General features: G+C 58.5%; 16 protein-coding genes. 4 read left to right on the plus strand and 12 right to left on the minus strand.

Features of this window, described 5'->3' with window-relative positions:
* Positions 1 to 44: 44 nt before the first annotated feature.
* The 12 genes from atpE to rpmH form a co-directional block, all read right to left on the minus strand.
* Positions 45 to 302, minus strand: coding sequence for a F0F1 ATP synthase subunit C (gene atpE / locus ACTORR_RS14220; protein WP_003097235.1), 258 nt, complete (start codon positions 300 to 302; stop codon positions 45 to 47).
* A 143-nt stretch (positions 303 to 445) separates the two neighbouring features.
* Positions 446 to 1,315, minus strand: coding sequence for a F0F1 ATP synthase subunit A (gene atpB / locus ACTORR_RS14225; protein ID WP_054884842.1), 870 nt, complete (start codon positions 1,313 to 1,315; stop codon positions 446 to 448).
* Positions 1,316 to 1,331: 16 nt separating this feature from the next.
* Complete coding sequence (locus ACTORR_RS14230) at positions 1,332 to 1,739, minus strand: F0F1 ATP synthase subunit I (protein ID WP_054884843.1); 408 nt, start codon at positions 1,737 to 1,739, stop codon at positions 1,332 to 1,334.
* 149 nt (positions 1,740 to 1,888) lie between these two features.
* A complete protein-coding gene (locus tag ACTORR_RS14235; protein WP_054884844.1) occupies positions 1,889 to 2,761 on the minus strand; it encodes a ParB/RepB/Spo0J family partition protein in 873 nt (290 codons plus the stop codon).
* Positions 2,762 to 2,770: 9 nt separating this feature from the next.
* A complete protein-coding gene (locus ACTORR_RS14240) occupies positions 2,771 to 3,562 on the minus strand; it encodes a ParA family protein (protein ID WP_012316952.1) in 792 nt (263 codons plus the stop codon).
* Positions 3,563 to 3,580: 18 nt separating this feature from the next.
* A complete protein-coding gene (gene rsmG / locus ACTORR_RS14245) occupies positions 3,581 to 4,231 on the minus strand; it encodes a 16S rRNA (guanine(527)-N(7))-methyltransferase RsmG (protein WP_313365043.1) in 651 nt (216 codons plus the stop codon).
* Positions 4,228 to 6,120 (minus strand): tRNA uridine-5-carboxymethylaminomethyl(34) synthesis enzyme MnmG, encoded by a 1,893-nt coding sequence (gene mnmG / locus ACTORR_RS14250; protein WP_262109431.1) that lies wholly within the window; start codon positions 6,118 to 6,120, stop codon positions 4,228 to 4,230. The genes rsmG and mnmG overlap by 4 nt, the downstream gene beginning before the upstream one ends.
* Before the next feature lie 554 nt (positions 6,121 to 6,674).
* Entirely contained in the window at positions 6,675 to 8,045 is a 1,371-nt protein-coding gene (gene mnmE / locus ACTORR_RS14255; protein WP_099815204.1) for a tRNA uridine-5-carboxymethylaminomethyl(34) synthesis GTPase MnmE, read from the minus strand.
* A gap of 85 nt (positions 8,046 to 8,130) precedes the next feature.
* Positions 8,131 to 9,807, minus strand: coding sequence for a membrane protein insertase YidC (gene yidC / locus ACTORR_RS14260; RefSeq protein WP_054884439.1), 1,677 nt, complete (start codon positions 9,805 to 9,807; stop codon positions 8,131 to 8,133).
* Between the two features lie 2 nt (positions 9,808 to 9,809).
* The gene (gene yidD, locus ACTORR_RS14265; protein WP_079230263.1) at positions 9,810 to 10,055 is read right to left on the minus strand and encodes a membrane protein insertion efficiency factor YidD; all 246 of its coding nucleotides are present in this window, start codon (positions 10,053 to 10,055) and stop codon (positions 9,810 to 9,812) included.
* Positions 10,048 to 10,452, minus strand: a complete 405-nt coding sequence (gene rnpA / locus ACTORR_RS14270) for a ribonuclease P protein component (RefSeq protein WP_082433472.1) — start codon at positions 10,450 to 10,452, stop codon at positions 10,048 to 10,050. The genes yidD and rnpA overlap by 8 nt, the downstream gene beginning before the upstream one ends.
* Before the next feature lie 13 nt (positions 10,453 to 10,465).
* Positions 10,466 to 10,600: a 50S ribosomal protein L34 gene (gene rpmH / locus ACTORR_RS14275; protein ID WP_003253163.1), complete on the minus strand. Its 135-nt coding sequence runs from the start codon at positions 10,598 to 10,600 to the stop codon at positions 10,466 to 10,468.
* Between the two features lie 583 nt (positions 10,601 to 11,183).
* Here rpmH and dnaA point away from each other — a divergent pair.
* From dnaA to gyrB, 4 genes are read left to right on the plus strand one after another with little or no spacing between them, the layout of a single operon-like run.
* A complete protein-coding gene (gene dnaA, locus ACTORR_RS14280; protein WP_262109429.1) occupies positions 11,184 to 12,722 on the plus strand; it encodes a chromosomal replication initiator protein DnaA in 1,539 nt (512 codons plus the stop codon).
* Positions 12,723 to 12,762: 40 nt separating this feature from the next.
* Positions 12,763 to 13,866: a DNA polymerase III subunit beta gene (gene dnaN / locus ACTORR_RS14285; RefSeq protein ID WP_054884436.1), complete on the plus strand. Its 1,104-nt coding sequence runs from the start codon at positions 12,763 to 12,765 to the stop codon at positions 13,864 to 13,866.
* Between the two features lie 15 nt (positions 13,867 to 13,881).
* Positions 13,882 to 14,985, plus strand: coding sequence for a DNA replication/repair protein RecF (gene recF, locus ACTORR_RS14290; RefSeq protein WP_262109426.1), 1,104 nt, complete (start codon positions 13,882 to 13,884; stop codon positions 14,983 to 14,985).
* 4 nt (positions 14,986 to 14,989) lie between these two features.
* The gene (gene gyrB, locus ACTORR_RS14295; protein ID WP_099815202.1) at positions 14,990 to 17,410 is read left to right on the plus strand and encodes a DNA topoisomerase (ATP-hydrolyzing) subunit B; all 2,421 of its coding nucleotides are present in this window, start codon (positions 14,990 to 14,992) and stop codon (positions 17,408 to 17,410) included.
* Positions 17,411 to 17,689: the final 279 nt, after the last annotated feature.

Consider the following 17,689-nt stretch of genomic DNA (forward strand, 5'->3'; position numbering starts at 1 on the left):
TCGGTCTTAATTCATCACAGCCATCAACTCGTGGTTACGAGTGATTAGCCGGCGATCTGACCAACGAACGGATTCGCGAAGGTGAAGAACAGAGCGATACCAACACCGATCATGGTTACGGCGTCGAGCAGACCGGCAACGATGAACATTTTCACCTGCAGCATCGGAACCATTTCTGGTTGACGAGCAGCGCCTTCCAGGAATTTGCCGCCCAGCAGGCCGAAACCAATGGCGGTACCCAGAGCACCCAGGCCGATCAGCAGAGCAACAGCGATAGCGGTCAGACCAACTACAGTTTCCATCTTTCCTCCCGACTTTTACGTCGTATTGGTTAGGTTTTTAAGTTGAAGCGGTAAAACAAATCGTTTGGTACAGCTGCCCTTGCGGACTTTTAAAGCCTTCCCCCCAAACGAGCGGGGAAGGCTACAAGACACGCCAGGCGGTCTTAATGGTTATCTTCATGAGCCATCGACAGGTAGACGATGGTCAGCATCATGAAGATGAAAGCTTGCAGCGTGATGATCAGGATGTGGAACACAGCCCATGCCCACTGCAGCACGACACCCAGGCCGCTCAGCCAGAGGATGCCGGCGCCGAACATCACGGCGATGAGGATGAACACCAGTTCGCCAGCGTACATGTTGCCGAAAAGACGCAGAGCCAGGGAGATCGGCTTGGCGATCAGGGTGACGAATTCGAGCAGGAAGTTCACCGGGATCAGCAGGATCTGAACGAAGATGTTCTTGCTGCCGAACGGATGCAGGGTGAGCTCACCGATGAAGCCGCCCAGGCCCTTGACCTTGATGCTGTAGAAGATGATCAGGGCGAACACGCAGAAGGCCATGGCCAGGGTCGCGTTCGGGTCGGTGGTCGACACGGCACGGAACGGAATGTGCGGATCACCGGAGATCAGCATGGCCAGCTGAGGAATCCAGTCGACCGGTACCAGGTCGATGGCGTTCATCAGGAATACCCAGACGAAGATGGTCAGCGCCAGCGGGGCGATTACCGGGCTACGGCCGTGGAAGGAGTCCTTCACGCTGCCATGGACGAAGTCCACCATCACTTCCACGAAGTTCTGCAGGCCGCCTGGTTGACCAGAAGTCGCCTTCTTGGCCGCCATGCGGAAGATGAACAGGAAGATCAGACCCAGCGCGACGGACCAACCCAGGGTGTCCAGGTGGAACGCCCAGAAGCCCATTGCCTTGGCTTCTGCAGCCGAATGGGCAAAGCCCCAGCTGCCGTCTGGTAGTTGACCGTAGGTCAGGTTCTGCAAGTGGTGCTGGATATAGCCCGAAGCGGTTTCTGCTGCCATGGTTGCCTCAAACGCCCTAAGGTCTCGAAAGTCTTTTATTCATCAGCAGGGGCGCGAACCAGCTGACCAAAAGGGTCAACACGAAGACGCCGAAGACTGCTAACGGCGCCAGTGGCTTCACTCCTGCGAAGGTCAGTGCAAATAGCACTGCCGTCAAAATCATCTTGCCTGCCTCGCCAGCGTAAAACGACTTGACGATGGCTTGTGCCGCCCGAGCTCCGCTGAAGCGAAAAGCCTTCCAGGCGAAATACACATTGGGCAGCCAGGCAATCAAACCTCCGCAAAGGCCTGAATATCCACTGACCGCCCCTTTCCACTGCCACAACACGAAGGTTGCCAGCAGCAGTACGACGAATTGAGCCAGCAGTACCGGAAAAACCGCCCAGCGATGGAAAGGCAGGCGGTTTGGCGTGCGGATTTCCATCACAACTGCTCCTCGGAAGTCGACCAACAAGTCAGTTATGACTTGGCATAATTTGTGCCGACAAAATGCGCGCAGAGTATAGGGGTGGATTAACCCCTATTCAACTCTTCGGTAGTGATTTCCGACTGCTCGCTACAACGGGAATTGTTTCAGCGGATGTGAGCAAGCACGCCTTGCAACTCGTCAAGCGAGTTGTAGCGGATAACCAACTGGCCTTTGCCCTTGTTGCCGTGGCGTATCTGCACGGCGGAGCCAAGGCGCTCTGCGAGCCGCTGTTCAAGGCGTGCAATGTCCGGATCAGGTTTGCTCGGTTCGACCGGATCAGGCTTGCCGTTGAGCCATTGACGGACCAGTGCCTCAGTTTGGCGCACGGTCAGGCCACGTGCGACAACATGACGCGCCCCCTCTTCCTGACGTTCTTCCTCGAGGCCGAGCAATGCGCGGGCGTGGCCCATCTCCAGGTCGCCGTGGGCGAGCATGGTCTTGATTGCCTCGGGCAGCGAAATCAGGCGCAACAGGTTGGCCACGGTCACCCGCGACTTGCCCACGGCATCGGCCACCTGTTGCTGGGTCAGCTCGAACTCTTGCTGCAGGCGCTGCAGGGCCAGGGCTTCTTCCAGCGGGTTGAGGTCCTCGCGCTGAATGTTCTCGATCAGCGCCATGGCGATGGCGGCTTCATCCGGCACTTCGCGCACCATCGCCGGGATGGTGTCGAGACCGGCTTGCTGGGTGGCGCGCCAGCGGCGCTCACCGGCAATGATCTCATAGCGGCTACCGTCGATCGGGCGGACCACGATCGGTTGCATCACCCCATGGTTGCGAATCGAGTGTGCGAGTTCTTCCAGTGCCTCGGGGTCCATGTCGCGGCGCGGCTGGTATTTGCCGCGCTGGATCAGTTCGACGGGCAGGTGTTGCAGTTCTTTCTGGTCGATCTTCACAGCCTGCTCTTCGAGCGCGCTGACGGAAGGACCACTTAGCAGTGCATCCAACCCACGTCCGAGACCCCGTTTCTTAACGGCCATGCGGATTCCTTAAGTTGTCTGTGCAGTGCGTGATTGACGGCGTTGACGGCGTACCAGTTCACCGGCCAAGGCCAGATAAGCCAGAGCGCCACGCGATTGCTTGTCGTAGGCCAGCGCCGGCATGCCGAAGCTCGGAGCCTCGGCCAGGCGGATGTTGCGCGGAATGACCGTGTCGTACAGCTGCTCGCCGAAATGCTCCTTGAGCTGCGCCGAAACATCATTGTTCAGGCTCAGGCGCGGGTCATACATGGTCCGCAGCAGGCCTTCGATCTTGAGCTCCGGGTTCAACCGGGCAGCGATGCGCTTGATGTTATCCACAAGGTCGCTGAGCCCTTCCAGTGCGTAGTACTCACACTGCATCGGGATGATGACGCCATCGGAGGCGACCAGCGCATTGAGCGTCAGCATCGACAGCGACGGCGGGCAGTCGATGAGGATGAAATCGTAATTTTCGCGGATCGGCGCCAGCGCGTTGCGCAGGCGGCTTTCCTTGACCTGCATTTCCAGCAGCACCACTTCCGCGGCGGTCAGGTCGCGGTTAGCCGGCAGCAGCTGGAAGCCGCCGTGCTCGGAGTAGTGCATGGCCTGGGCAAGGTCGCATTCCCCGATCAGCAGGTCATAGACCGAATGCTCGAGTTCGTGTTTGTCCACACCGCTACCCATGGTCGCGTTGCCCTGGGGATCGAGGTCGATCAGCAGCACACGACGCTTGGTCGCGGCCAGCGATGCTGCGAGGTTGATACAGGTAGTGGTCTTGCCGACACCACCTTTCTGGTTCGCGATTGCGAATACCTTAGCCATTGTTGCGTGTGTTCCCAATCAAGCCTTGCGGCGCAGTATCAGCAGATGGCGCTGGCCCTGGCAACCCGGAACGGTCAGGGCCTGCTCGCTTTCCACTGTGAAGTCTGCGGGCAATGCTACCAGTTCATCGGCAGGATGCAGCCCCTTCATTGCAAGCCATTGCGTCCCGGTGTCGCCCAGATGGCGTGTCCAGTTGGTGAAGTTCTCCATGCTGCTGAAGGCGCGGGAGATGATGCCGCTGAACGGTTGCGACGGCTGGAAGGCTTCGACCCGGCTGTGGATAACCGTGAGGTTGTCCAGCTTCAGCTCCATCTTCACCTGGGTCAGGAAGCGCGTCTTCTTGCCATTGGCGTCCAGCACCGTCACCTGCTTGTGCGGATGCAGGATAGCCAAAGGAATGCCGGGCATGCCACCGCCGCTGCCGACATCCAGCCAGTTGTCACGCTGGCTGTGGATAAACGTCATGACGCTGAGGCTGTCGAGCAGATGACGGGAGACCATCTCGTCCGGGTCACGCACGGCAGTGAGGTTGTAGGCTTTGTTCCATTTGATCAACAGGGCGAGGTAGCCCAGCAGCTTTTCGTGCTGCTCGGCGCTCAGTTCGACACCAAGCTGGCGCGCACCTGTGGACAACTCTTCGGCGTGTTGCGGGGTGACCAGGGAACTCAAGCGCTTTGCTCCAATTCGCGGCCTGCGCCGCGTTTTTTCAGATGAATCAACAACAGGGATATGGCTGCCGGGGTAACGCCTGGAATACGCGAAGCCTGGCCCAGTGTCTCTGGACGGGTCTGGCCGAGCTTGCCCTGGATCTCCTTCGACAGCCCGGAAATCGTGGTGTAGTCGATATCCACAGGCAGCCGGGTGTCTTCGCTGGCTCGCAGGCGGGCGATCTCGTCCTGTTGGCGATCGATGTATCCGGCGTACTTGGTCTTGATCTCGACCTGCTCGGCGACCTGTGGATCGATTTCTGCACCGCCGGTCGCTTCGATCAGCCCGGCATAGTCGATCTCAGGCCGCGCCAGCAGGTTGAGCAGGCTGTACTCGTGGGCCAGTGGAGTACCGAACTTATCCACAATCGCTTGGCCTTGCTCCGTGTTCGGGCGGACCCAGGTCGATTTCAGGCGCTGCTCTTCACGCTCGATGCCGTCACGCTTGGCGCAGAACGCAGCCCAACGCTCGTCATCGATCAGACCGAGCTCGCGACCTTTCTCGGTCAGGCGCAGGTCAGCATTGTCTTCGCGCAGGATCAGCCGGTACTCGGCACGCGAAGTGAACATGCGGTACGGCTCCTGGGTGCCCAGGGTAATCAGGTCATCGACCAGTACTCCGATGTACGCCTCGTCGCGGCGCGGGCACCAGCTTTCGCGGCCTTGCGCGCGCAGCGCGGCGTTGGTACCCGCCAGCAAGCCCTGGGCGCCGGCTTCTTCGTAGCCGGTGGTGCCGTTGATCTGGCCGGCGAAGAACAGGCCGCCGATGACTTTGGTCTCGAGGCTGTACTTCAAATCACGGGGATCGAAGTAGTCGTATTCGATGGCGTAACCCGGGCGGACGATGTGGGCGTTTTCCATGCCGCGGATCGAGCGCACCAGTTCCAGCTGCACATCGAATGGCAGCGAAGTGGAGATACCGTTGGGGTACAGCTCGTGGGTGGTCAGGCCTTCCGGCTCGATGAACACCTGATGGCTTTCCTTGTCGGCGAAGCGGTGGATCTTGTCTTCGATCGACGGGCAATAGCGCGGGCCAACACCCTCGATCACACCGGAGTACATCGGTGAACGGTCCAGGTTCGAAGCAATGATCTCGTGGGTGCGGGCGTTGGTGTGGGTAATCCAGCAGCTCACCTGGCGTGGGTGCATGTTGGCGTTGCCCATGAACGACATCACCGGGATCGGCGTGTCGCCAGGTTGCTCGGTCATGACCGAGAAATCCACGGAACGGCCATCGATACGCGGCGGAGTACCGGTTTTCAGGCGGCCAACGCGCAGCGGCAGTTCGCGCATGCGGTGAGCCAGGGCGATTGACGGCGGATCACCGGCACGACCGCCGGAATGATTCTGCAGGCCGATGTGGATAAGCCCGCCGAGGAAAGTACCGGTGGTCAGTACCACCGATTCAGCGAAGAACCGCAGCCCCATCTGGGTTACCACGCCTTTGACCTGGTCCTGTTCGACGATCAGGTCGTCACACGACTGCTGGAATATCCACAGGTTCGGCTGGTTTTCCAGGATTTCGCGTACCACAGCCTTGTAGATGGCGCGGTCGGCCTGGGCGCGGGTGGCGCGTACGGCCGGGCCCTTGCGGTTGTTCAGGATGCGGAACTGAATGCCGCTCTTGTCGGTGGCCAGCGCCATGGCGCCGCCGAGTGCATCGATCTCTTTGACCAGATGGCTCTTGCCGATGCCACCAATCGCCGGGTTGCAGCTCATGTGACCGAGGGTTTCCACGTTATGGGTCAACAGCAGGGTTTTCACACCCATGCGTGCTGACGCAAGCGCAGCCTCGGTACCGGCATGGCCGCCGCCGATGACGATCACTTCAAAACGGGAAGGGAAATCCACCACGCACCTCGTGCCTGTTTTTGCGAATAGAGAAGGTAAGCGGACAAGTATAGGGACTTCACCCCCTGCAAAGGAACCGTCTGAGCAAATTTTGACCAGTCTGTGGATGAATGGCAGACAACATAAATCAAAGAAGAAAACTTTATAAAAGCTTTGTTTTTATGTTTATTCTTATGCACAGCCTCTCCTGTGGATAAGCTGCTGTAGCCCTTTCACCGTCTAATTTTCAGGGAAACTGAACCCTGTGGCTTACCGACCATGAGGGGTATGGATAACGTCTTTAAGCCTGTGGATTAAATGAACGTTTACCCACAGGCGGATTTTTCCTCAGCAAAATGGCCTGCTTATCAAGAGGGCTAAGGGCCAGTTTTCCACAGGGCTCCTGACCAGAAAAACGAGTCTGTGGATGATTTTGTTAGGCCTGATCTGGCGTTTCACGGCTCAAGCCGCTCCCACAGGGGCCGGTATGGGCTTCGAAAGATCCGACGAATGGAAATCGCAGGCAAAAAAAAGCCGCTCCCAACGGAGCGGCCTTGGATTTGCCTGGTTGTGGACTACTTGCCGATGCAGAAACTGGAGAAAATCCGCCCCAGCAGGTCATCGGAACTGAACGCGCCGGTGATTTCACCCAGGGCCTGCTGTGCCTGCCGCAAGTCTTCGGCCAACAATTCACCCGCACCAGCCAGGGTCAGTTGGGCGCGGCCATGCTCCAGGTGCGAACTGGCCTGGCGCAAGGCATCCAGGTGGCGCCGGCGGGCGCTGAAACCGCTCTCGGCGGTCTGTTCGTAACCCATGCAGGCCTTCAGGTGATCGCGCAGCAACTGCAGCCCCTGGATGTCACCTTTGGCACTGAGGGTGATGGTTACATGGCCGTCTTCGCACAACTCCAGCCCTACCCGCTCACCGCTGAGGTCCGCTTTGTTGCGAATCAGCGTGACCTTCGCCGGATCTGGACGCTGGTCAAGAAACTCGGGCCACAAGGCGAACGGGTCACTGGCCTCGGGTGCGGTGGAATCGACTACGAGAAGTACCCGGTCGGCCTCGCCGATAGCCTTGAGCGCGCGTTCCACGCCGATCTTTTCCACATGGTCGTCGGTATCTCGCAGGCCGGCCGTATCGACGACGTGCAGGGGCATGCCGTCGATGTGGATATGTTCACGCAGAATATCCCGGGTGGTGCCGGCGATGTCGGTGACGATGGCCGCCTCACGCCCCGCCAACTGGTTCAGCAAGCTCGACTTGCCGGCGTTTGGCCGGCCGGCAATGACCACCGTCATTCCGTCACGCAGCAAGGCGCCCTGCCCGGCCTCGCGCTGTACAGTGGATAACGCGGCGCGGACGGCATCAAGCATCGACAACACATGGCCATCGGCGAGGAAGTCGATCTCCTCTTCCGGGAAGTCGATCGCGGCCTCGACATAAATGCGCAGGGCAATCAGCGCCTCTGTCAGGCTATGCACACGCTTGGAGAATTCGCCCTGCAGCGAGCGCAAGGCATTACGTGCAGCCTGGCTGGAGCTCGCCTCGATCAGGTCAGCGATGGCTTCGGCCTGGGCCAGATCAAGCTTGTCGTTGAGGAACGCCCGCTCGCTGAACTCGCCCGGGCGCGCCAGACGGCAACCGACTTGCACACAGCGCTGCAGCAGCATATCCAGGACAACCGGGCCGCCATGTCCCTGCAACTCAAGTACATCCTCGCCGGTGAACGAGTTCGGCCCAGGGAAGTACAACGCAATGCCTTCATCCAGCACCAGGCCATCCTCATCGCGGAATGGCCCGTAGTGGGCATGGCGTGGCTTCAGCGTCCGGCCGGTGATCAACTGGCCAGCCTTGCTTGCCAATGGCCCGGACAGCCTGACGATACCGACGCCACCGCGGCCTTGGGCGGTGGCGATGGCAGCGATGGTTTCACGCACAGTGTTCATGCTCGAAAGCCTCTACGACAAAACGACAGATAGCAAAAACGCCCCCGAAGGGGCGTTTTTATTCACAGGCTAGCGCAGTAGCCCGTCAAGCAGCAGCTTTTTTGGTGGCTGCTTCGATACGGCGGGTGATGTACCACTGCTGAGTGATCGACAGGCAGTTGTTCACAACCCAGTACAGCACCAGACCAGCCGGGAACCACAGGAAGAAAAAGGTGAAGATGATCGGCATCATTTTCATCACCTTGGCCTGCATCGGATCCGGTGGCGTTGGGTTAAGACGCTGCTGGATGAACATGGTGGCGCCCATGATGATCGGCAGGATGAAGAACGGATCCTTGATCGACAGGTCGGTAATCCACAGCATCCATGGGGCTTGGCGCATCTCGACGCTTTCCAGCAGTACCCAGTACAGCGACAGGAACACCGGCATCTGTACCAGGATCGGCAGGCAGCCGCCCAGCGGGTTGATCTTCTCTTTCTTGTACAGCTCCATCATCGCCTGGGACATCTTCTGGCGATCGTCACCGAAGCGTTCCTTCAGCGCGGCAAGCTTCGGCGCCACGGCCCGCATGCGCGCCATCGAGCGATAGCTGGCAGCCGAGAGCGGGAAGAACAGGCCCTTGATGAGCATGGTCAACACGATGATCGACCAACCCCAGTTACCCAGCAGGCTGTGGATATGTTGCAGCAACCAGAAGATTGGCTGGGCAATGAACCACAGGAAGCCGTAGTCGACAGTCAGCTCCAGACCTGGGGACAGTTCTTTCAGCTTCGACTGAATCTTCGGGCCGGCATACAGCATGGCGCTGGTTTCAGCCTTGCCGCCAGCCGGAACGCTGAGCACAGGGCCGGTGTAGCCGATGATGTAGTTGCCTTGGCTGTCCTTGCGGGTCTGGACGACATTGTTGTCCGACTTGGCCGGAATCCAGGCGGTCACGAAGTAGTGCTGCAGCCAGGCAACCCAGCCGCCCGACACATTTTCTTTCAAACTACCTTTGTCGATGTCCTTCATCGAGACCTTTTTGTAAGGCTCGGAAGCAGTCCACATGGCGGCGCCCAAGTAGGTGGCGGTGCCGGTGGCGGTGCTCGACGATGGGTCGGAACTGGCGTCACGCTTGAGCTGGGCAAACATGTTGCCGTTCCAGGTCTGGCCGCTCTGGTTGTCGATCAGGTAGCTGACATTCAGGTCGTACTCGCCGCGCTTGAAGCTGAAGCGCTTGATGTAGTTGACGCCGTTATCGCTGAACTTGAGGTCGACGACCAATTGGTCCTGGCCATCAGCCAGCTGGTAGCTCTTCTGTTCAGCAGCGTACAGCGGACGACCCGACGAACGGGCATCCGGACCGTTGGCGCCGGTCAGGCCGCTTTGCGCGAGGTAGACGCGCTCGCCACCGTTGTCGAACAGCTGGAACGGAATGTCCGGATGGTCCTGACGGCGTGGGTATTTCGGCAGGTTCAGCTGGACGATGTCACCACCAACCGGATCGATAGCCAGGTCCAGGACATCGGTCTTGATCCGGATCAGGTCCTTGCTGACTGCAGCGGGAGCCAGTTCGGCAGGGCTGGATTCGGCATTGGCGCTCGGCACATCGGCGCTGGCGGTACCGGCCGGCACACCGTCGGGCAAGGCCGGGGCAGCAGTGCTGGCAGCAGTATTCTGAGTCGGCAGGGCAGCCTGGCCGTAGTCCTCGTTCCACTTGAGGACCATGACGTAGGACACGATTGCCAGGGCGACGATCAGGATCGTGCGTTTAATATCCATGATTACTCGGCTATCGAAGAAGTTCGGGAGGAAGGAGCGGGGGGAACGGGATCGAAACCGCCGTCGTTCCACGGATGACAACGCCCCAGGCGACGAACGGCTAGCCACCCGCCACGCAAGAGGCCATGGTTTTCAATGGCTTCAAGAGCGTAACAGGAGCAACTGGGGTAGAAACGACAGTGATTGGCCATCAGGGGACTGATGGCGTAACGGTAAAACTGGATCGGAACGAGGGCCAGTTTACGCATTTTGACTGTCTACCCCTGCGGAATCGGCGTTTGCCGCTGGAGTTGGCCGGCTGCGCGCCAGGCGTTTCCAGAGCTTGCCAAAGTGTTGGTGCAATTCCGGGTTTTCTATCTCACCCAATCCCTTGCGCGCGACGATCACTATATCCAGGCCACCCAGCAATTGCTGATTGAGCCTGAAGGAATCGCGCATCAAGCGCTTGAGGCGGTTGCGTTGAACGGCGAGCTTGACGCTCTTCTTGCCGATCACCAGGCCAAGCCTTGGATGATCCAGGCCGTTCTCGCGAGCAAGGATCAGCAGGTTTTTCCCTGGAACCTTGCCGGTTGGGGAGTCGAAGACCGCTTTGAAGTGCCGGGGTGTAAGCAGACGCTTTTCCCGACTGAAGTCCTGACTCACCACCTGTGCCGAAAAATCAAATGGCCAGACGCTTACGGCCTTTGGCACGACGACGCGACAGAACAGCGCGGCCGTTCTTGGTAGCCATACGGGCACGGAAGCCGTGGGTGCGAGCGCGCTTGATGGTGCTTGGTTGGAAAGTACGTTTCATGGCGTTGTTACCTGGTTTGTCGACTACGGGCCGGAATGGCCCCCTTTTTAAGAGATCGGCGATTCTAGAGAAAGCAAGCCCATAGGTCAATTTCCAACCAGTCTTTCCTTATAGAAGGCGTCCTGATAGCTGCTGGGCCAGGAAGGGTTGATCAGTCACGCAGACGGACGACAAAATGAAAAAAAAGAAGAGACATATAAAAAGCTTTTCTGAAGAACTTATAGATCTTAAGTGGATAACCTTCTGTGGATAACCCACTGAAGCCCTTTAATCACGAGGCCTACAGAGTCCGAAACCTTGTCGGTAACAGGTGCTGCGCTTGTGATGGAGCTGCTGAAAGGCTGTGGATAGAAAAGGTCGTTATCCACAGCAGAGTTATCAACAGGCTGCAACCCTGGGTTGTGCATAGCCTTCATAGGCGGTTATCCACAGAGCTTATTCACAGTCGCTGAGAGACGTTTTGGCCGCTAAATGGCTGTTTTGTCATGGCTCAGAATGTTTCCACATGTGGATAACTGATCGCTCGACCGGTACAATGGCGGTTTGTTTTTGCCTCATCCGGCTTTCAACTCAGGGGATATCCGTGTCAGTGGAACTTTGGCAGCAGTGCGTGGAGCTTCTGCGCGATGAACTGCCTGCCCAGCAATTCAACACCTGGATCCGTCCGCTACAGGTCGAAGCCGAAGGCGACGAGTTGCGCGTCTATGCGCCGAACCGTTTCGTGCTCGACTGGGTGAATGAAAAGTACCTCGGCCGTCTGCTCGAACTGTTGGGTGAAAACGGCGATGGCATTGCGCCCGCCCTTTCCTTGTTAATAGGTAGTCGTCGCAGCTCTGCCCCACGTGCTGCACCTAATGCACCCGTCAGTGCCGCAGTGGCTGCCACCCTTGCGCAAAGCCAGACGCAACAGGCCAGTGCGCCTGCGATTACCACTGTTGCCGAACCGGCGCAGGCTCCAGCAACAGAGGCGACGCAAGCGAACGAGGTCGTTGAACAGGCTTCGAGTGACAGCTTCGACAGCATGGGGGACAGCCCTTCGGCAACGGCTGCTGGCAGCCGTACCGAACAGCGCACTGTTCAGGTGGAAGGCGCGCTCAAGCACACCAGTTATCTGAACCGAACGTTCACCTTCGAGACCTTTGTAGAAGGTAAGTCGAACCAGTTGGCCCGCGCTGCTGCCTGGCAGGTCGCCGACAATCCCAAGCATGGCTACAATCCGCTGTTCCTCTATGGCGGCGTCGGCCTGGGTAAGACCCACCTGATGCATGCCGTGGGTAACCACCTGCTGAAGAAAAATCCGAATGCGAAGGTGGTGTACCTGCATTCCGAGCGCTTCGTCGCGGATATGGTCAAGGCGCTGCAGCTGAACGCGATCAACGAATTCAAGCGTTTTTACCGTTCGGTCGATGCGCTGCTGATCGACGATATCCAGTTTTTCGCCCGTAAAGAGCGTTCCCAGGAAGAGTTTTTCCACACCTTTAATGCGTTGCTCGAGGGTGGCCAGCAGGTGATTCTCACCAGCGACCGGTACCCGAAGGAAATCGAAGGCTTGGAAGAGCGCCTGAAGTCGCGCTTCGGCTGGGGCCTGACGGTTGCCGTCGAGCCGCCTGAACTGGAAACACGTGTGGCGATCTTGATGAAGAAGGCCGACCAGGCCAAGGTCGAGCTGCCGCATGATGCCGCGTTCTTCATCGCTCAGCGTATTCGCTCGAACGTACGTGAACTTGAAGGCGCCCTGAAGCGGGTGATCGCTCACTCGCACTTCATGGGTCGTGACATCACGATCGAGCTGATTCGCGAGTCGTTGAAAGACTTGCTGGCGCTGCAGGACAAGCTGGTGAGTGTGGATAACATCCAGCGTACCGTGGCCGAGTACTACAAGATCAAGATTGCCGATCTGTTGTCCAAACGCCGCTCGCGCTCCGTTGCGCGCCCCCGTCAGGTTGCCATGGCACTGTCGAAGGAGCTGACCAACCACAGTCTGCCGGAAATCGGCGACATGTTTGGCGGTCGCGATCACACGACGGTGCTGCACGCCTGCCGCAAGATCAATGAATTGAAGGAATCCGACGCGGACATCCGCGAGGACTACAAGAACCTGCTGCGGACGCTGACGACGTGATGATCGCCAGCGCAGCTAATTGAAGGCAAGGGACTAGACCATGCATTTCACCATTCAACGCGAAGCCCTGTTGAAACCCCTGCAACTGGTCGCCGGTGTCGTCGAGCGCCGCCAGACCTTGCCGGTGCTGTCCAACGTCCTGCTGGTCGTGCAAGGCCAGCAGCTGTCGTTGACCGGTACCGATCTGGAAGTCGAACTGGTTGGCCGCGTGCAACTGGAAGAGCCGGCTGAGCCAGGCGAGATCACTGTCCCGGCGCGCAAGCTGATGGACATCTGCAAGAGTCTGCCCAACGATGTACTGATCGACATCAAGGTGGACGAGCAGAAGCTGCTGGTCAAAGCCGGCCGTAGCCGCTTCACCTTGTCGACTCTGCCTGCCAACGATTTCCCCACTGTGGAAGAAGGCCCGGGCTCGCTGACCTGTAACCTGGAGCAAAGCAAACTGCGCCGTCTGATCGAGCGCACCAGCTTCGCCATGGCCCAGCAGGACGTGCGTTACTACCTCAATGGCATGCTGCTGGAAGTGTCGCGCAACACCCTGCGTGCGGTTTCCACCGACGGTCACCGCCTGGCACTGTGCTCGATGAGCGCACCGATCGAACAGGATGATCGCCATCAGGTCATCGTTCCACGCAAGGGTATCCTTGAACTGGCGCGCCTGCTCACCGATCCGGAAGGCATGGTCAGCATCGTTCTCGGCCAGCATCACATCCGTGCGACCACCGGTGAGTTCACCTTCACCTCGAAACTGGTCGACGGCAAGTTCCCTGACTATGAGCGCGTACTGCCGAAGGGGGGGGACAAGCTGGTGGTGGGTGACCGTCAAGCGCTGCGTGAAGCGTTCAGCCGTACCGCTATTCTCTCCAATGAAAAGTACCGTGGCATTCGCCTGCAGCTGGCTGCCGGCCAACTGAAAATTCAGGCCAATAACCCTGAGCAGGAAGAAGCAGAAGAAGAGATCGGTGTGGACTACGAAGGTAGCTCGCTGGAGATCGGCTTCAACGTCAGTTACCTGCTTGACGTGCTGGGCGTTATGACTACCGAGCAAGTTCGTCTGATTCTGTCTGATTCCAACAGCAGTGCCTTGCTGCAGGAAGCTGGCAACGACGATTCCTCCTACGTTGTCATGCCGATGCGTCTGTAACTCGTAGCAGACGAAATGTCCCTTCGACGTATCATGGTCACCGCGGTGCGTAATCTGCACCCGGTGACTCTCTCACCGTCCCCCCGCATCAATATCCTCTACGGCGCCAATGGCAGCGGCAAGACCAGTGTGCTCGAAGCCGTGCACCTGCTTGGCCTTGCCCGGTCATTTCGCAGTACCCGGTTGAACCCGGTCATTCAGTACGAACAGCCTGCCTGTACAGTATTTGGCGAAGTGCAGTTGGCTGAAGGTGGCACCAGCAACCTGGGTGTTTCACGGGAGCGGGCGGGCGAATTCACTATCCGCATTGACGGGCAGAATGCCAGGAGCGCCGCTCAACTGGCTGAACTGTTGCCGCTGCAACTGATCAACCCGGACAGTTTTCGGTTGCTGGAAGGTGCACCGAAAATCCGCCGACAGTTTCTCGATTGGGGAGTGTTCCACGTGGAACCTCGTTTTCTGCCCGCCTGGCAGCGCTTGCAGAAGGCGCTGCGGCAGCGGAACTCATGGTTGCGGCATGGTACACTTGACGCTGCTTCGCAAGCCGCCTGGGACAGAGAGTTATGCCTGGCCAGCGCGGAAATAGATGAATACCGTCGCAACTACATCAAGGCCTTGAAGCCCGTCTTCGAGCGAACCCTGAGCGAACTGGTCGAGCTGGACGGGTTGACCCTGAGCTACTACCGAGGCTGGGACAAGGACCGGGAACTGCAAGAAGTGCTCGCCTCCTCTGTCCTTCGCGATCAGCAGATGGGTCATACCCAGGCCGGCCCTCAGCGTGCGGATCTGCGTCTTCGTCTGGCTGCCAATAATGCAGCCGACATCCTGTCGCGTGGTCAGCAAAAGCTGGTGGTGTGCGCACTGCGCATCGCACAGGGCCATCTCGTCAGTCAGGCTCGTCGCGGCCACTGTATTTATCTCGTTGACGACCTGCCGTCCGAGCTGGATGACCAGCATCGACGCGCACTGTGCCGCTTGCTAGAAGAATTACGCTGCCAGGTGTTTATCACCTGTGTAGATCACGAATTACTGAGGGAAGGCTGGCAAACGGAAACGCCAGTTGCCTTGTTCCACGTGGAACATGGCCGTATCACCCAGACCCACGACCATCGGGAGTGAAGGCATGAGCGAAAATCAAACGTACGACTCCTCCAGCATCAAGGTGCTGAAAGGTTTGGATGCCGTACGCAAGCGTCCCGGCATGTACATTGGCGACACCGATGATGGTAGCGGCCTGCACCACATGGTCTTCGAAGTGGTCGACAACTCGATCGACGAAGCCCTCGCCGGTCACTGCGATGACATCACGGTGATCATCCACACGGACGAATCCATCAGTGTGCGCGACAACGGTCGCGGCATTCCGGTTGACGTGCATAAAGAAGAAGGCGTTTCGGCAGCCGAAGTCATCATGACTGTGTTGCACGCCGGCGGTAAGTTCGACGACAACTCGTACAAGGTATCCGGCGGTCTGCACGGTGTAGGTGTATCGGTCGTGAACGCCCTGTCCGAGAAGCTGGTGCTGACTGTTCGCCGCAGTGGCAAGATCTGGGAGCAGACCTACGTTCACGGGGTCCCGCAGGCTCCGATGGCCGTTGTTGGTGACAGCGAAACTACCGGTACCCACATCCACTTCAAGCCGTCGGCTGAAACCTTCAAGAACATTCACTTCAGCTGGGACATACTGGCCAAGCGGATTCGCGAACTGTCGTTCCTCAACTCGGGTGTTGGCATCCTGTTGAAGGACGAGCGCTCGGGCAAGGAAGAGTTCTTCAAGTATGAAGGTGGTTTGAAGGCCTTCGTTGAATACCTCAACACCAACAAGACCCCGGTTAACTCGCAGGTCTTCCACTTCAATGTCCAGCGTGACGATGGCGTGGGTGTCGAGATTGCCCTGCAGTGGAACGACAGCTTCAACGAAAACCTGCTGTGTTTCACCAACAACATTCCGCAGCGTGACGGCGGTACGCACCTGGTCGGTTTCCGCTCCTCGCTGACCCGTAGCCTGAACAGCTACATCGAGCAGGAAGGCCTGGCCAAGAAGAACAAAGTTGCCACCACCGGTGACGACGCCCGTGAAGGCCTGACCGCGATCATTTCGGTGAAAGTGCCGGATCCGAAGTTCAGCTCGCAGACCAAGGACAAGCTGGTCTCCTCGGAGGTGAAAACCGCCGTGGAACAAGAGATGAACAAGTACTTCGCCGACTTCCTGCTGGAAAACCCGAACGAAGCCAAGGCCGTTGTCGGCAAGATGATCGACGCTGCACGTGCCCGTGAGGCGGCGCGTAAAGCCCGCGAAATGACTCGCCGTAAAGGCGCGCTGGATATCGCCGGCCTGCCGGGCAAACTGGCGGACTGCCAAGAGAAGGACCCTGCCCTTTCCGAACTGTACCTGGTGGAGGGTGACTCCGCAGGCGGCTCGGCCAAGCAAGGCCGTAACCGTCGCACCCAGGCGATCCTGCCGCTGAAGGGCAAGATTCTCAACGTCGAGAAAGCACGCTTCGACAAGATGATCTCGTCCCAGGAAGTAGGCACGCTCATCACGGCACTGGGCTGTGGTATCGGCCGCGAAGAGTACAACATCGACAAGCTGCGTTATCACAACATCATCATCATGACCGATGCTGACGTTGACGGTTCGCACATCCGTACCCTGCTGCTGACCTTCTTCTTCCGTCAGTTGCCGGAGCTGGTCGAGCGCGGCTACATCTATATCGCGCAGCCGCCGCTGTACAAGGTCAAGAAAGGCAAGCAGGAGCAGTACATCAAGGACGACGAGGCCATGGAAGAATACATGACTCAATCGGCCCTTGAAGATGCCAGCTTGCATCTGGACGAATCGGCGCCAGCCGTTTCCGGTGTACAACTGGAAACCCTGGTGAACGAATTCCGCGCGGTGATGAAGACCCTCAAGCGCCTGTCGCGGCTGTACCCGGAAGACATCACCGAGCACTTCATTTACCTGCCGGAAATCACCTTGGAACAGTTGGCCGATCACGCCGTGATGCAAGCGTGGCTGGTGAAGTTCCAGGAGCGTTTGAACAGCAGCCAGAAGTCGGGCCTGGCCTATCAGGCCAGCCTGCGCGAAGACAAGGAACGCAATGTCTGGCTGCCGGAAGTAGAAGTCACTTCCCACGGTCTTGCCAGCTACGTCACCTTCAATCGCGACTTCTTCGGCAGCAACGACTACCGCTCGGTGGTCACCGTAGGGGCCAAGCTGTCTACCCTGCTCGGCGAGGGTGCTTACGTGCAGCGCGGCGAACGTCGCAAGGCAGTCACCGAGTTCAAGGAAGCGCTCGACTGGCTGATGAACGAAAGCACCAAGCGCCACACCATTCAGCGATACAAGGGTCTGGGCGAGATGAACCCGGAGCAGCTGTGGGAAACCACCATGGACCCAACCGTCCGCCGCATGCTCAAGGTCACCATCGAAGACGCGATTGCCGCCGACCAGATCTTCAACACCCTGATGGGCGACGCGGTGGAGCCACGCCGTGACTTCATCGAAAGCAATGCGCTGTCGGTGTCGAACCTGGACTTCTGATCCGGTGTAGGTTCACAGAAAAGCTGCACGCTTTCACAAATAGATGACCGGCCGGGCTTCAACCATGGCCCCTGTCGGTCACCATCAAGCCCGCCTTCGCGGGCTTTTTTTTGCCTGGAATTCCTGCCGGGGCGCCCTACTCCGCTCATTGGAAAATGATGCAGATGGGGGGATTTGAGGAAGTGATTTGATGGGGCGCTGGAAGTGCTGAGAGGGTCGGCGGGCGGATCTGAGCAGCAGAGAGATTGAGAGGACTTTAAAACTAATATTTGAACACCT

This window comes from Pseudomonas sp. SAR267 (assembly GCF_052077595.1).
In the GTDB taxonomy this organism is placed as follows: domain Bacteria; phylum Pseudomonadota; class Gammaproteobacteria; order Pseudomonadales; family Pseudomonadaceae; genus Aquipseudomonas; species Aquipseudomonas vlassakiae.

What these genes read in the sequence shown, in the direction of transcription:
- atpE (WP_003097235.1), bottom strand. Translation starts at nt 302, where the DNA reads ATGGAAACTGTAGTTGGTCTGACCGCTATCGCTGTTGCTCTGCTGATC.
- ACTORR_RS14230 (WP_054884843.1), bottom strand. Translation starts at nt 1,739, where the DNA reads ATGGAAATCCGCACGCCAAACCGCCTGCCTTTCCATCGCTGGGCGGTT.
- gyrB (WP_099815202.1), top strand. Translation starts at nt 14,990, where the DNA reads ATGAGCGAAAATCAAACGTACGACTCCTCCAGCATCAAGGTGCTGAAA.
- recF (WP_262109426.1), top strand. Translation starts at nt 13,882, where the DNA reads ATGTCCCTTCGACGTATCATGGTCACCGCGGTGCGTAATCTGCACCCG.
- ACTORR_RS14235 (WP_054884844.1), bottom strand. Translation starts at nt 2,761, where the DNA reads ATGGCCGTTAAGAAACGGGGTCTCGGACGTGGGTTGGATGCACTGCTA.
- rpmH (WP_003253163.1), bottom strand. Translation starts at nt 10,600, where the DNA reads ATGAAACGTACTTTCCAACCAAGCACCATCAAGCGCGCTCGCACCCAC.
- dnaN (WP_054884436.1), top strand. Translation starts at nt 12,763, where the DNA reads ATGCATTTCACCATTCAACGCGAAGCCCTGTTGAAACCCCTGCAACTG.
- mnmE (WP_099815204.1), bottom strand. Translation starts at nt 8,045, where the DNA reads ATGAACACTGTGCGTGAAACCATCGCTGCCATCGCCACCGCCCAAGGC.
- yidD (WP_079230263.1), bottom strand. Translation starts at nt 10,055, where the DNA reads ATGCGTAAACTGGCCCTCGTTCCGATCCAGTTTTACCGTTACGCCATC.
- yidC (WP_054884439.1), bottom strand. Translation starts at nt 9,807, where the DNA reads ATGGATATTAAACGCACGATCCTGATCGTCGCCCTGGCAATCGTGTCC.
- ACTORR_RS14240 (WP_012316952.1), bottom strand. Translation starts at nt 3,562, where the DNA reads ATGGCTAAGGTATTCGCAATCGCGAACCAGAAAGGTGGTGTCGGCAAG.
- atpB (WP_054884842.1), bottom strand. Translation starts at nt 1,315, where the DNA reads ATGGCAGCAGAAACCGCTTCGGGCTATATCCAGCACCACTTGCAGAAC.